Below are 12,972 nucleotides of genomic sequence, written 5' to 3' on the forward strand. Positions count from 1 at the left end.
GCAAGGGCGATCCCGATCCAAGTGGCAAAAATGCGACCCGATCCGGCATCACCGGTTGAAAGGACGGATCAGAAGGCCTGACCCAGGCTGAGATAGAGCTGCCACTTCGCGTCGCCGGAATCCGCGTTCAGCGGAAAGGCCACGTCCGCCCGCAGCGGTCCGAAATCGGTGTAGTAGCGCGCCCCGATGCCCGCGCCGACCTTCAGCGGCTCCTTGAAGTCCGGAAACGCGCTGTCGAAGACGGTGCCGGCGTCGACGAAGGGCACGATGCCGATGGTCTCCGTCACCTTGATGCGCAGCTCCAGCCCCGCTTCGAACAGCGACCGCCCGCCGGTCGGGTCGCCGTAGATGTCGCGCGGCCCGGCCTTCTGGAAGCCGTAGCCGCGCACCGACCCGCCGCCGCCCGCGTAGAAGCGGTGGTCCGGCGGAACCTGGTCCAGCGACGCCCCCACCGTGCTGCCGACGCCGATGCGCGCCGCCGCGACGTAACGCCCGTCGTCGGCCAGATCGCGGTAGGCCGAGGCGTTGATCTGGAAGCTCGTGAAGATCGAATCGGTGTCCCCGGCGTAGGGGAACCAGGGTGTGGCGAGCAGCGAAGCACGGTACCCCCTGGACGGGTTCAACAGATTGTCCGACCCGTCCCAGGCGATGCCCAGCGGAACGCCGATGAAGCCGGTCTGGTACTCCCGCAGGTTGGAACGGACCCGCCCGCGCTCCCCCGACACGCCGTAGGAGATCTTGAGCTGGTCGGTCACCTGCCGCTCCAGGGAGGCCGACCCGATGGTGGCGACCCGGTCGTAGGCCGGCGGCTGTTCCGACGCGACCTGGAAATCCAGGATCAACGACTGGCGCGGCGCCAGGAAGTCGGGCTTGCGGAAATTGGCGGAAAAGCGCAGGTCCGGCAGGTCCAGGCTGCCGCGCGGCCCCTGGGCGGCGCCGTTGTCGCCGCCGATCCGCCCGACCTCCACCCCCAGCCGCAGCCGCTCCGCCCCGCCGAACAGGTTGCGGTGGCCCCAATAGGCCGAACCGCCCACCCCGTCCTCCGACGAGTAGAAGGCGCTGGCCCCGATGAAACGGTGCAGCTTCTCCGCCAGCGTGACGTCCACCGGCGTGACGCCGCCCGGCCCCGGCTGCTCGGCCAGCCGCACCCGCACGGTGTCGAACACGTCGAGCTGCGCGATCTGCTGGCGCGCCCGGTCGATCCTGGCCGGGCTGTAGATATCGCCCCGCTTCCAGGGCAGGCGCCCGCGGATCAGCCCTTCGTCCACGCTCGCCAGCCCGTCGATCCGCGTGTCCCCAAACAGCACCAGCGGGCCGGGATCGACCGTGTAGGTGACGTCCATGCTGCGGTCGTCGTGGTCCACCACCACGCGCCGCTCGGCGACGGTGGCGAAGGGATGGCCGCGTTCGGTCATCCGGCGCAGCAGGGCGGCCTGGGCGTCCACCACCTGCGGCGCCCGCGCCCGTTCGCCCACCGGCAGGCCGATGTCGCCGGGAGTCACGTCGCCGCCCGGCAGGGGCGTGCCGTCCGTGGAGGCGATGGTGACCGTCTTGAAGCGGTAGGCGGCACCGGGCGTCACCGCCACGGTGACCCTGGCCGGCGTCCGGGCGGCGTCCACCCGGATGTCCAGCACCGCATCGTAGAACCCGGCGGAGCGCAGCGCCGTCTGCAAGCGGTCCCGGTCGCTGTCGGCCCGCCGCTCCAGCCCCAGCACGGACGGCGGCGGGTCGCCCTTCAGGCTGACCAGGGACGAGCTGTCGCGCAGCAGGTCGCGCAACTCGTCGTCCTCCAGCCCTGTGAACTCCACCTCGTAGGGAATCTGCGGGCCGGGAGCGTCGGGCGCCGGATCGTCCGGTCCGGCGTCCTCCGCCGCTGGATTGTCCTGAGCGGAGTCGGGAGCGGGGTCCTGCGCGCGCAACGGGCCGCCCGGCGCGGCGGCGAGCGCGCCGGACAGGAGGCCGGAGACGAGAATGACGGCGAGGCGGGAAGCGGAAGCGCGGCGGGTCATCACCGGACCATGTGGGATTCCAAGACGTAGACGCCAATGATTCGGTTGCCGTGACGCAAGGAAATTCCGCATAGGCAGTTTGGGCGAGTTTTCAACACCACGCCGCTTGCGTTATGGAGCCGGATCATTATATTGCGTCGCAACAGTTTCCCCGGCAGAGCCCACCGACACCTCTCGGAGGGCCTTTTGTTGTGCGCGGCCCGGAGCCGCGGTGTCGGGGCGGCATTGCGCAACGGAAGCCCCAAAGCGGATTTAAGAGTCCCCGACACATGAATCTTCGTAACGTCGCCATCATCGCGCACGTTGACCACGGCAAGACCACCCTGGTCGATCAGCTCCTCAAGCAGGCCGGTTCGTTCCGCGAGAACCAGCAGGTCGCCGAACGCGCCATGGACTCCAACGACCTGGAGCGCGAGCGCGGCATCACCATCCTGGCCAAGTGCACGTCGGTCCTGTGGAACGACCTGCGCATCAACATCGTGGACACCCCCGGCCACGCCGATTTCGGCGGCGAGGTCGAGCGCATCCTCTCCATGGTGGACGGCGTGGTCCTGCTCTGCGACGCCGCCGAAGGGCCGCTGCCGCAGACCAAGTTCGTGCTGGGCAAGGCGCTGAAGCTGGGCCTGCGCCCGATCGTCGTCATCAACAAGGTGGACCGCCCCGACGGCCGTCCGCACGAGGTGCATGACGAGGTGTTCGACCTCTTCGCCTCGCTCGACGCCTCGAACGAGCAGCTCGACTTCCCGACCCTGTTCGCCTCGGGCCGCAACGGCTGGGCGACCACGGACCTGGAGAACGGCGCCCGCGAGACGCTGACCCCGCTGTTCGAGCTGATCCGCGACCACGTCCCGGCGCCGAAGGTGGAGGAGGATCTGCCCTTCACCATGCTGGCGACCACGCTGGAGGCGAACCCCTATCTGGGCCGCATCCTGACCGGCCGCATCCAGACCGGCAGCGTCAAGGTCAACATGGCCATCAAGTCGCTGAGCCGCGACGGCAAGCTGATCGAGAACGCCCGCGTCAGCAAGGTCCTGGCCTTCCGCGGCCTGGAGCGCGTTCCGGTGGACGAGGCGCACGCCGGCGACATCGTGGCGCTGGCCGGCCTGACCACCACCACCGTCGCCGACACCATCTGCGTGCCGGAAGTGACCGAGCCGCTGGCCGCCCAGCCGATCGACCCGCCCACCCTGGCGATGACCTTCTCGGTCAACGACAGCCCGCTGGCCGGCCGCGAGGGCGACAAGGTCACCAGCCGCATGATCCGCGACCGCCTGATGCGCGAGGCCGAAGGCAACGTGGCGCTCCGCGTCAGCGACACCGAGGGCGGCGACGCCTTCGAGGTGGCGGGCCGCGGCGAACTCCAGCTCGGCATCCTGATCGAAACGATGCGCCGCGAGGGTTACGAACTGGCCATCAGCCGCCCGCGCGTGCTGTTCAAGACCGACCCGCTGAACGGCCAGCGCCTGGAGCCGATCGAGGAAGTCGTCGTCGACGTGGACGAGGAGTTCTCCGGCACCGTCGTGCAGAAGATGGCGGAGCGCAAGGCCGACCTCATCGAGATGCGCCCGTCGGGCGGCGGCAAGACCCGCATCGTCTTCCACGCCCCGTCGCGCGGCCTGATCGGCTACCAGGGCGAGTTCCTGACCGACACGCGCGGCACCGGCATCATGAACCGGCTGTTCCACGGCTACGCCCCCTACAAGGGCACCATCGCCGGCCGGCGCACCGGCGTGCTGATCTCCAACGCCGACGGCACCGCGGTGGCCTACGCGCTGTGGAACCTGGAGGATCGCGGCCCGATGCTGATCGATCCGGGCGTTCCGGTCTATCAGGGCATGATCATCGGCGAGCACACCCGCGGCAATGACCTTGAGGTCAACGTCATCAAGGGCAAGCAGCTCACCAACATCCGCACCACCAGCAAGGACGAGGCGGTCCGCCTGACCCCGCCGATCCAGATGACGCTGGAGCGCGCCCTGTCCTACATCGGCGACGACGAACTGGTGGAGGTGACGCCGAAGTCCATCCGCCTGCGCAAGCGCTACCTCGACCCGAACGAGCGCAAGCGCCACGCCCGCGCGGCGGAAGCGAGCTGAGGCTTCAAGGCATAGTGTTTCCGGGAACGCGGGAGGGCTTCGGCTCTCCCGTTTTCTTTTCAGCGCCGGCGTTCATGGTTACTCTTCCGGAAAAGCATGCGGAGGGGCCATGTCGGGACGCGAACATCATTACAGCACGGCGGTCACCTGGACGGGCAACCAGGGAACCGGAACCTCGGGCTACAAAGCCTACAGCCGCGACATCGAGATCGCCGCGCCGGGCAAGCCGCCGATCCCCGCTTCCTCGGACCCGGCCTTCCGTGGCGACCCGGCCCGCTACAATCCCGAAGACATGCTGGTGGCCTCGCTCTCGGCTTGCCACATGCTGTGGTACCTGCATCTGTGCGCCGTGAACGGCGTCACCGTGACCGCCTACAGCGACCCGGCGACCGGCACCATGGCGGAGGATTCCGGCGGCGGGGGCCGCTTCACCGTAGTGGTCCTGCGCCCCCAGGTCACCCTGGCCCCCGGCAGCGACGCTGCGAAGGCCGAGGCCCTGCACCACGAGGCCCACGAAAAATGCTTCATCGCCAATTCGGTGAATTTCCCGGTGCGGGTCGAGGCGCAGACCGTCACGTCCTCGGCAGGCGGTCGCGCCGATCCCCCAGCCTGACCCTCCCCACCTTCGGCGCCACCTGATGCACACATCTGTAACCTGCTGATCTGAAATGGATTTCTTTCATCGTCACCCCCGCGAAGCCGGGGTCCAGGGGACTCCGCATATAAGTGTTTGAGCAGGCTGGATTCCCGCCTCTCCCGCTGGCAAAGCCAGCGCTGACCGCGTCAGGCGGATCGAAGATCCGCTGAACGCCTTCGCGGGAATGACGGGTATAGAGAGGCCGCTTTCGCCCCTCATTCCTCTCCGCCGCATCCGGGAGGATGGCTGCCCCTTGCGTCATTAAATGAATGGAATTAATTTAATGAAGTTCACAAAACCGCTCAGGGTGTCACCATGCCCATACCGCCGCACACCGGCCAGCACGCCCCGGACGCTCCGCCTCCCAACCCGGTCCGCACGCTCGCCCTCGGTGCGCTGGCCGGGTTGGCGATTCTCAAGGCCGTGATGCTGGCCGGACAGTTCACGCAGACGGAGCCCTACCCGCCCCTGCAGTTCGCCCCGCTGTTCGCCTCGTCCCTCGCGCTCAGCGCGCTGTGCGCCGCACTGATGCTCGTGCGATCGCGCTGGTTCGCGCTGCCGACGGCGGCCGTCATCCTGGAATCGCTGCTCTCCTTCGGCCCGCACAAGCTCTATCCGGGACCGCCGCCGGTCTTTGCCCAGACGGTCGCCGTCTATCCGGCCATCGCCGTGGGAAGCGTCCTGATCGGCGTTCTCGCCGCGGCAAGCTGGAAGCTGTACCGCCCCACCGCCAGAGGCCGCTCCCATGGTTCGCCCGCGTAACGACGAGCGGATCGACATCCGCAGCCGGGCCGTCGAAGCGGCGGCGCGGCTGTTCGTCGAACGCGGAACCGAACGGGTCACGCTTCAGGACATCGCGGCTGACGTGGGGTGCCGGGCGCCGGCCCTCTACCGCTACTTCCCGAACAAGGAAGCCCTTCTGCTGGAGGTCCACGACGAGGGGTTCCGCCGCCTCTACGCCTTCAAGGCGGATGCCGGACGGGCGGCGGGCGGCGATGCCGTGGCGCGGCTCCGGCTGGGTGGCTTGGCCTATATCCGCTTCGCTCTGGAGAACCCGAATCTGTACGAGTTGATGTTCAACGACCGCGGCCCGCACCGCCGCCTCGAAGAACTGCGCGCGTCGAGATCGGAAGGCGCCGCAGACGGCACCGAAGACATGGCGCAACGCTGTCTGCGCTTCCTGGAAACATCCATCCGGGACTGTCAGGCGGCGGGATATCTGCAAGGGTTGGACACGGAGACCGCCGCCTTCACCTTCTGGTCGGCGGTCCATGGAGCGGCCAGCCTCGCCTTGCGCGGGCGGGGACCATTCGACGTTTCACGGGTGGACGCCACGGTGGCCCAAAGGGCGGTGGTCCAGACGGTCGAAACCATGATGGCGCTGGTGGCGGCATCCCGCCGAACGAACACGGACGGAACCGCTCCGGCGGGAGACGGCGCGGCGCGGCCCGCCGCCCCCGCCGGCGATCCTTAATCCCTCAGGCTCTTCTTCTTGATGTCGGGCTTCTCGCCCAATTCGTCGAACTTCTCCTGGACGGGCTTGTCGGGGTCGCCCGACGCCCGCCCGGTCTCCTCGACGAGCTTGTCCTCGATCCGCTGGGCGGCGTCGGACGGGGCATCGTCCTTGCGATGCCCCCGCTCCTCCGTACCCATCACTTGTCGCCCCGGAACACGTCCTTCACCTTTCCGATCACCTTGTCGATCTTGCCCTCGGCCTTGTCGGCACGGCCTTCGTCCTTCAGGTCCTGGTTGCCGGTCAGGTCGCCGGCCTGCTTCTTGACCTCGCCCTTCAGCTCCTTGCCGGCGCCGGTGATGCGATCGGTGTTCATGATGCCCTCTCCCTCGAAGAGTGATTTCAGGCATCGTCAACAAGGCCGCGCGGGAAACGTCCCGCCCCCGCTTGTCCGAAAAGGGAGAGGCACCCATCCCGTCCGGTTCGGGCGGGCCTCACTTTTGGCCCAACCCCTCCCCGATCTTTCGGGTCAGGCTGTCCCGCTCCTCCGGGCTGTAGCGCTCCGCGAAGCCCGACCCCCACACCGGTCCCGGCCACGCCGGGTCCGCCTTGGAGCGGGCGACGACATGCACGTGAAGCTGTGGAACCAGATTGCCCAGCGCCCCGACATTGATCTTGTCCGGGGCGAACAGCGCCTCCAGCGTGCGCGAGGCCAGGGCGATCTCGTCCATCAGACGGTGCCGGTCCTCCCGGGAAAGCTGGTGGATCTCCGTCAGGCCGGGCTGCGCCGGAACCAGGATCAGCCAGGGCCACACCCGGTTGTCCATCAGCAGCACGCGGCACAGCGGCAGTTGGGCGACGGGAGCCGTATCGGCCTCCAAACGGTCGTGCAGATGGAACATCGTCATGGGGTCCCGTGTCTTCCCTTCGGCTGGCAAGGTTTTCTTTGCGGCTTTCCGGGAAGAAAGCGCCAATCCGATGCGTTCGTCCAGTGAGGATTGCCGCCGGTGCAGGGCTGCGGCCATGCGCGTGGTTGCGGGACTAGGAAAAATGTATAAACTGCCCGGCGATCTTTGTTCGGCCCGGCGATGCTCCGGTCGGCGGCGTTTCAAGGGAAACGCGGGTCGCGCGGCGGAACAAGACGAGTCCAGCAACCAGGGTCAGGTACGGGTGTTCGGTCCGAAGGCGGTGTCGGGGCGGCGGGTCCCCCTGCCTGCCGATCGGAAGCGAACGGTCTGCGGAATTGAGGAATGCCCGGCCGGGGCGGACAGTGCCAGGACGGCCGGCAGACGTTTGGGATAAAGAAAGACGGTCATGCGCAAGTCGGCGATCGCGGCTCTTCTTCTTGTCATCCTGGGCAACATCGGGGTCTGGGCGCTGTGGAACCGCCCGGTCGCCGAACGCTCCTGGGGCGGCGCCATCAGCGGCGTCGGCTACACCCCCTTCCATCCGGACAAGAGCCCGTCCAAGGGCGACAAGGCCTCGGCGGAGGACATCGAGAAGGACATGAAGGCCCTGGAGGGGTCGGTCAAGGGCGTGCGCATCTACTCCACCACCGACGGGTCGGAGCAGGCCGCACCCATCGCCCGCAAGTACGGGCTTCCGGTCACCGCGGGCGCCTGGATCACCGGCAAGCCGGAGATCGACGAGCCGGAAATCAACGGCCTGATCAAGCTGGCGCGCGACAACAACAACGTCCGCCGCGTCCTGGTCGGCAACGAGGCGATCCTGCGCGCCGACGTCACCGTCCCGCAGGCCATCGAGTACATCAAGCGCGTGAAGAAGAAGGTCAACGTCCCGGTCTCCACCGCGGAGCCGTGGCACGTCTGGCTGGAGCATCCGGAACTGGCCGACGCGGTGGACTTCCTGGCCGTTCACCTGCTGCCCTACTGGGAAGGCGTGCCCGCCGACCAGTCGGTCGATTACGCCATGTTCCGCTACAACGAGCTGAAGACCAAGTTCCCGAACAAGCACATCCTGATCTCGGAAATCGGCTGGCCGGCGGACGGCCCGTGGCGCCGCGGCGCCGAGGCGAGCCAGGTCAACCAGGCCAAGTTCATCCGCACCTTCCTGAACGTCGCGGCGCAGAACAAGCTCGACTACTTCATCATGGAAGCCTTCGACCAGCCCTGGAAGCGGGAGATCGAAGGCACCGCAGGCACGAGCTGGGGCCTGTGGGATGCATGGCGCAAGCCGAAGTTCCCGATGATCGGCGAGGTGACGGAGCTGCGGAACTGGCCGCTGCTGTGCGGAATCTCCATCGCCGTCGGCTTCCTGCCGCTCGTCTTCTTCCTGTGGCGCCGCGGCGGCGACCTGAAGTTCGGCGGGCAGATCTTCTACGGCGCGATGATCCAGGGCGTGGCGTCAGTGCTGGTCTTCACCTTCACCGCGGCCAGCGTCGCCGGCCTCGCCACCACCACCGAGATCGCCTGGGGCATCCTGGTGTTCTGCCAGCTCGTCCTGCTCGCCGTCATGCTGATCGACGGGCTGGAACTGACCGAGGTCGTCTGGCAGGACCGCTTCAAGCGCAAGTTCCAGCCCTGCTCGGCGGCCCCCCTGCCCAACGCGCCGAAGGTCTCCATCCACGTGCCCTGCTACAACGAGCCGCCGCACATGGTCATGGAGACGCTGGACGCGCTGGCCCGGCTGGACTACCCGAATTACGAGGTCCTGCTGCTCGACAACAACACCAAGGACCCGGCGGTCTGGCGCCCGGTCGAGGAGTACTGCCGCAAGCTGGGGCCGAAGTTCCGCTTCTTCCACCTGGACAACTGGCCGGGCTTCAAGGCCGGCGCGCTGAACTTCGGCCTCGCCCAGACGGCGCCGGACGCCCAGCACATCGCCGTCATCGACAGCGACTATCAGGTCCATCCCGACTGGCTGAAGGCGACCATCCCGCATTTCGACCGGCCCGAGGTCGGCTTCGTGCAGTCCCCGCAGGACTATCGCGACTGGAGCCACGACCTGTTCCAGCGGATGATCAACTGGGAGTACGCCGGCTTCTTCCACATCGGCATGATCCAGCGCAACGAGCGCAACGCGATCATCCAGCACGGCACCATGACCATCATCCGCAAGTCGGCGCTGGAGGAGGTCGGGCGCTGGGGCGAGTGGTGCATCACCGAAGACGCCGACCTCGGCCTGCGCCTGTTCGAGCATAAGTACGAGGCCGTCTACATGCCGGAAAGCTACGGCAAGGGCCTCGTCCCCGACAGCTTCTCCGCCTACAAGACGCAGCGTTTCCGCTGGGCCTACGGCGCCGTGCAGATCCTGAAGCATCACTGGCGCGACCTGCTGCCGGGCGGCCCGCGCCTGACCGCCGGGCAGAAGTACCACTTCATCACCGGCTGGCTGCCCTGGTTCGCCGACGCCGCCCACATGATCTTCGGCATCGCCGGAATCATCTGGTCGCTGGGCCTGCTGGCCTTCCCGAAATATTTCGAGTTCCCGCCCAGCGTCTTCATGATCCCGACGCTCAGCGTCTTCGCCTTCAAGGTCGGCGCCTCGCTCTGGCTGTACGAGGCGCGGGTGAAGTGCGGCTTCTGGGACAAGGTGGGGGCCGCCATCGCCGGCATGGCCCTGACCCACACGGTGGGCCGCGCCATGTGGCTGGGCATGTTCACCTCCGGGCGCCCCTTCGTCCGCACGCCGAAGTGCGAGAACCAGCCGGCGCTGATGCAGGCTTTCCTGATGGCGCGGGAGGAGATCGCTCTGCTGCTCGGCCTGTGGGGTGCCGCGCTGGCCATCGTCCTGGTGTTCGGTCACGAGAACCGCGACGCCTTCATGTGGTCGGGCCTTCTGGTGGTGCAGTCGCTGCCCTACCTGTCGGCCTTCATCACCGCGCTGATCAACGCCTTCCCGAACATCGGGCTGGGCAAGCAGCGTCCGGAACCCACGGAAGCCGCCGGAGCCGGGGCCGACTGACCATCCTTGGACGCCGGGCCACGAAACGGGCCATGAGAACAGAAAGCCCCGCCGCGATGGCGGGGCTTTCTTCGTTTCGCCCGATCCGTCACCCGTCTTGAGAATTCCGCTTCGCCATGGGACCGGCCCCGAGGGGCTCCGACGCGGGGTGGGCGGCGTTCATCTGGATCATCAGACGCTCGACGATCTGCATCGCGAGCCGGTGCATGTTCGGGTCCTCGCCCTTGGCGTCGCGGTTCTGATGGGCGGCGGCGGCATCCTCCAGCGCGGCCTGCGCCTCCTCGATCCGCAACACACCGCGTTCCACCAAGGCGAGCATAAGGGATTCACAAATCGAGAGGGCAGCCAAACCCGCCGCGTCCCGCTCCGCCGCCATGCCGCCCCCCGCGCTCGTCAGTTCCCGAACCAGGCCGTTCAAAAACCCCTTACGGCCAATGCCACCAACAGTTTTGTATATGATCCCTCACCTGTCCGGTCGAGAAAATCTTACCCCCATTAACCTATGTTATAGATGGTTTTGTCGTTTGGCTTAATCGTTCGAGGCCGCCCGTAATTGGGCTGGCCGAGGCGTTCGCTTCGAGGCGATAACTACCGGACGATCAAAGGCTGGAACAGAAATGACCCGCGCCCAGGCCAACATGCCGTCATCTCCATTGGGGCGCAAGATCACCAGTTACATGAGCCTCACAGACGAGGAAAAGACTTTCCTTGCCGATTTGGAGCGCAATGTTACCCGTCACGGCTCGCGCTCCGATCTTCTTCAGCAAGGCGAACGCTACGGTTGCGTCCGTGTGATGCGCAAGGGCTGGGCCATCCGTCACAAGGCGCTTCCCGACGGACGGCGGCAGGTCGTCAACTTTGTTCTGCCGGGCGACATCATCGGCTTTTACTGCAACCTGTTCGAGACGGCGGACCATGGCGTCACCACCCTGACGCCCGCCGAGGTCGCGAATTTCCAGCCGGACCGCATCATCGAGCTGTTCAAGCGCTTTCCCCGTCTGGCCGCGGCCCTCGCCTGGTCCGGGGCGAAGGAGGAAGCGATCATCGCCGAACGCCTGCTCAGCGTCGGGCGCCGCACCGCGCTGGAGCGGACGGCCCATCTCATCGTGGAGCTGCTGCGGCGGCTGACCATCGTCGGGCTGGTCGAGGAGGGACGCTTCACCCTGCCGGTCACCCAGGAGATCCTGGCCGACGCGCTGGGGCTCAGCATCGTCCACATCAACCGGACGCTCCGCCGGCTGCGCGACATCGGGCTGATCGATCTGGCGGGTCAGCAGATCACCGTTCATGACGTGAAGCAGCTCGCCTCCATCGGTCAGTTCGACGAGCTGTACCTGCATCTGATCCGGGCGCCCAAGCCGTTGGAGCATGCTCTGGACACCAAGTCGGACCGCAAACGCGCGGGCGACTGACCCGGCCCCGCAAAGACTTCCTGCGATATCCTCTTTCCGATTAACCTATGACAATGCGGTGGCGGGAGGATCGATGTAGGTTATAGATTGTCTACCCAGATAATCGAGTAGACCGGCCATCGAGCGGACAGCGGCCACTCCGAACCGGCTTTGCAAACCGGACGCGAGGGGACCGGGCAGTCGGCCTCGCCGCCCTGCTGTTCCTTGCCCCGCTGTCCATTGGAGCTGTCATTGGATATCTCAGACGCATGACCGACGCCCCACTCGCCGGCCGATCCGCCAGCTCCGGCACACTGACCGTCGCCCTTCTGGAGGACGATATGGTGCTGTGCATGTGCATGGAGGCCCTGTTCGAGGATTGGGGCATGCTGCTGGTCAGCGCCCCGACTCCCGCATTCCTTCTGGACGCGCTGGCCGGCGGGGCGCGCCCCGACATCCTGGTCGCCGACTATCATCTGGGCCGGCATGGCAAGGCGCCGGAGTCGGTGCGGGCGGTGCTGTCGGGGCTCGGCGCCTCCCTCCCGGTGATCATCACCACCGGGGACGAATCCCTCGCCACCCGTACGGACGTCAGCGCCGCGGGCTGGCATTTCCTTCCCAAGCCTTACGACCCCGAATCCCTGCGCGCCATGATCCTGACCGTTCTGGGCCGGACGGCCTGACACAGCGTTCAGGCGCTGGACCGTCAAGCGCCGGCCCGCACGTCCTCGACCAGCGCTTCCAGCCGGTGCAGGTCGTTGACGATCAGCGCGTCGGCCCGCCGCTCCACCAGCCCGTCGCGGGCGAGGTCGTTCAGAACGCGGGCGACCGTCTCGCGGGCGGTGCTGACCCGGCTGGCGATGTCGGCGTGAACGGGAATCGGCGCGATCACCGCCGCCCCGCCCTGCATCCGTCCGCGCTTGGCAAGCCGCAGCAACTCGGCGTGGACGCGGTTGTTCGCCCCCAGCGTGGACAGTTCCATCACCCGGTCGGTGGCGATGCGCACGACCCGGCAAAGCCGCTTCATCACCGTCATGGCGAGCGCCGGGTGCCCGGACACCAGTTCCTGGAAGGGCCGGGGCGCCAGGAAGGCGATCAGCGTCCCCTCCACCAGCGCCACCGCGGAGGCCGAGCGGGGCAGCCCGTCGATGGCCGCCATTTCGCCCAGGAATCCGCCCGCCTCGATGTCGTCGAAGCTGATTTCACGGCCCGCCGGAGAATGGCTCAACACCCGCACGCGCCCTTCCACCACGAGAGCGACATCCCGCGAGTCCCCCTGATGGTCGATGATCTGCTCGTTCGCGTGAAAGCGGCGCCAGCGGCACAGGCGCGCCACGGCGGCGCGCTCCTCCACGGTCAACGGGCTCAGCAGCGCGATCCCATCCAGCCGGGAAGCTCCAGCGTCGGCAGCCACGGCGGTCGTATCCTCTTCTGACGGCGGCCCTCGGGCACATCCGGGAGC

Annotated in this window: 13 protein-coding genes; 7 read left to right on the forward strand and 6 right to left on the reverse strand. The window is 67.3% G+C overall.

What is annotated here, in order from left to right; genetic code table 11:
• Positions 1 to 68: 68 nt before the first annotated feature.
• Positions 69 to 2,009, reverse strand: coding sequence for an autotransporter assembly complex protein TamA (locus tag QSG27_RS00980; protein WP_306703257.1), 1,941 nt, complete (start codon positions 2,007 to 2,009; stop codon positions 69 to 71).
• 269 nt (positions 2,010 to 2,278) lie between these two features.
• On the opposite strand from QSG27_RS00980, the gene typA reads away from it, so the two are divergent.
• From typA to QSG27_RS01000, 4 genes are all read left to right on the forward strand, one after another.
• The gene (gene typA / locus QSG27_RS00985) at positions 2,279 to 4,105 is read left to right on the forward strand and encodes a translational GTPase TypA (protein WP_306703258.1); all 1,827 of its coding nucleotides are present in this window, start codon (positions 2,279 to 2,281) and stop codon (positions 4,103 to 4,105) included.
• Positions 4,106 to 4,214: 109 nt separating this feature from the next.
• On the forward strand, positions 4,215 to 4,718 hold the full coding sequence (locus QSG27_RS00990; RefSeq protein WP_306703259.1) for an OsmC family protein: 504 nt from the start codon (positions 4,215 to 4,217) through the stop codon (positions 4,716 to 4,718).
• Between the two features lie 339 nt (positions 4,719 to 5,057).
• The gene (locus tag QSG27_RS00995; protein WP_306703260.1) at positions 5,058 to 5,504 is read left to right on the forward strand and encodes a hypothetical protein; all 447 of its coding nucleotides are present in this window, start codon (positions 5,058 to 5,060) and stop codon (positions 5,502 to 5,504) included.
• A complete protein-coding gene (locus tag QSG27_RS01000; protein WP_306703261.1) occupies positions 5,488 to 6,216 on the forward strand; it encodes a TetR/AcrR family transcriptional regulator in 729 nt (242 codons plus the stop codon). Before QSG27_RS00995 ends, QSG27_RS01000 begins: the two co-directional genes overlap by 17 nt.
• On the opposite strand, the gene QSG27_RS01005 is transcribed toward QSG27_RS01000, so the two are convergent.
• From QSG27_RS01005 to QSG27_RS01015, 3 genes are all read right to left on the reverse strand, one after another.
• The gene (locus QSG27_RS01005; protein WP_306703262.1) at positions 6,213 to 6,395 is read right to left on the reverse strand and encodes a hypothetical protein; all 183 of its coding nucleotides are present in this window, start codon (positions 6,393 to 6,395) and stop codon (positions 6,213 to 6,215) included. The two genes, QSG27_RS01000 and QSG27_RS01005, sit on opposite strands and share 4 nt — an antisense overlap.
• Entirely contained in the window at positions 6,395 to 6,571 is a 177-nt protein-coding gene (locus QSG27_RS01010; RefSeq protein WP_306703263.1) for a CsbD family protein, read from the reverse strand. The genes QSG27_RS01005 and QSG27_RS01010 overlap by 1 nt, the downstream gene beginning before the upstream one ends.
• Before the next feature lie 118 nt (positions 6,572 to 6,689).
• A complete protein-coding gene (locus QSG27_RS01015; protein ID WP_306703264.1) occupies positions 6,690 to 7,103 on the reverse strand; it encodes an HIT domain-containing protein in 414 nt (137 codons plus the stop codon).
• 406 nt (positions 7,104 to 7,509) lie between these two features.
• On the opposite strand from QSG27_RS01015, the gene QSG27_RS01020 reads away from it, so the two are divergent.
• Positions 7,510 to 10,119 (forward strand): glycosyltransferase family 2 protein, encoded by a 2,610-nt coding sequence (locus QSG27_RS01020; protein WP_306703266.1) that lies wholly within the window; start codon positions 7,510 to 7,512, stop codon positions 10,117 to 10,119.
• Positions 10,120 to 10,207: 88 nt separating this feature from the next.
• Here QSG27_RS01020 and QSG27_RS01025 read toward each other — a convergent pair whose 3' ends face one another.
• A complete protein-coding gene (locus tag QSG27_RS01025; RefSeq protein WP_306703267.1) occupies positions 10,208 to 10,438 on the reverse strand; it encodes a hypothetical protein in 231 nt (76 codons plus the stop codon).
• A gap of 358 nt (positions 10,439 to 10,796) precedes the next feature.
• On the opposite strand from QSG27_RS01025, the gene QSG27_RS01030 reads away from it, so the two are divergent.
• Complete coding sequence (locus QSG27_RS01030; RefSeq protein WP_306703268.1) at positions 10,797 to 11,531, forward strand: Crp/Fnr family transcriptional regulator; 735 nt, start codon at positions 10,797 to 10,799, stop codon at positions 11,529 to 11,531.
• Between the two features lie 248 nt (positions 11,532 to 11,779).
• Positions 11,780 to 12,193, forward strand: a complete 414-nt coding sequence (locus QSG27_RS01035) for a response regulator (protein ID WP_306703269.1) — start codon at positions 11,780 to 11,782, stop codon at positions 12,191 to 12,193.
• Positions 12,194 to 12,216: 23 nt separating this feature from the next.
• Here QSG27_RS01035 and QSG27_RS01040 read toward each other — a convergent pair whose 3' ends face one another.
• Entirely contained in the window at positions 12,217 to 12,924 is a 708-nt protein-coding gene (locus QSG27_RS01040; protein WP_306703270.1) for a Crp/Fnr family transcriptional regulator, read from the reverse strand.
• Between the last annotated feature and the right edge of the window lie 48 nt (positions 12,925 to 12,972).

It is taken from the genome of Azospirillum isscasi (genome assembly GCF_030849505.1).
Classification (GTDB): Bacteria; Pseudomonadota; Alphaproteobacteria; order Azospirillales; family Azospirillaceae; genus Azospirillum; species Azospirillum isscasi.

Coding starts and splice junctions, on each gene's coding strand:
- QSG27_RS00980 (WP_306703257.1), bottom strand. CDS start 2,009: ATGACCCGCCGCGCTTCCGCTTCCCGCCTCGCCGTCATTCTCGTCTCC.
- typA (WP_306703258.1), top strand. CDS start 2,279: ATGAATCTTCGTAACGTCGCCATCATCGCGCACGTTGACCACGGCAAG.
- QSG27_RS00990 (WP_306703259.1), top strand. CDS start 4,215: ATGTCGGGACGCGAACATCATTACAGCACGGCGGTCACCTGGACGGGC.
- QSG27_RS00995 (WP_306703260.1), top strand. CDS start 5,058: ATGCCCATACCGCCGCACACCGGCCAGCACGCCCCGGACGCTCCGCCT.
- QSG27_RS01000 (WP_306703261.1), top strand. CDS start 5,488: ATGGTTCGCCCGCGTAACGACGAGCGGATCGACATCCGCAGCCGGGCC.
- QSG27_RS01005 (WP_306703262.1), bottom strand. CDS start 6,395: ATGGGTACGGAGGAGCGGGGGCATCGCAAGGACGATGCCCCGTCCGAC.
- QSG27_RS01010 (WP_306703263.1), bottom strand. CDS start 6,571: ATGAACACCGATCGCATCACCGGCGCCGGCAAGGAGCTGAAGGGCGAG.
- QSG27_RS01015 (WP_306703264.1), bottom strand. CDS start 7,103: ATGACGATGTTCCATCTGCACGACCGTTTGGAGGCCGATACGGCTCCC.
- QSG27_RS01020 (WP_306703266.1), top strand. CDS start 7,510: ATGCGCAAGTCGGCGATCGCGGCTCTTCTTCTTGTCATCCTGGGCAAC.
- QSG27_RS01025 (WP_306703267.1), bottom strand. CDS start 10,438: ATGCTCGCCTTGGTGGAACGCGGTGTGTTGCGGATCGAGGAGGCGCAG.
- QSG27_RS01030 (WP_306703268.1), top strand. CDS start 10,797: ATGAGCCTCACAGACGAGGAAAAGACTTTCCTTGCCGATTTGGAGCGC.
- QSG27_RS01035 (WP_306703269.1), top strand. CDS start 11,780: ATGACCGACGCCCCACTCGCCGGCCGATCCGCCAGCTCCGGCACACTG.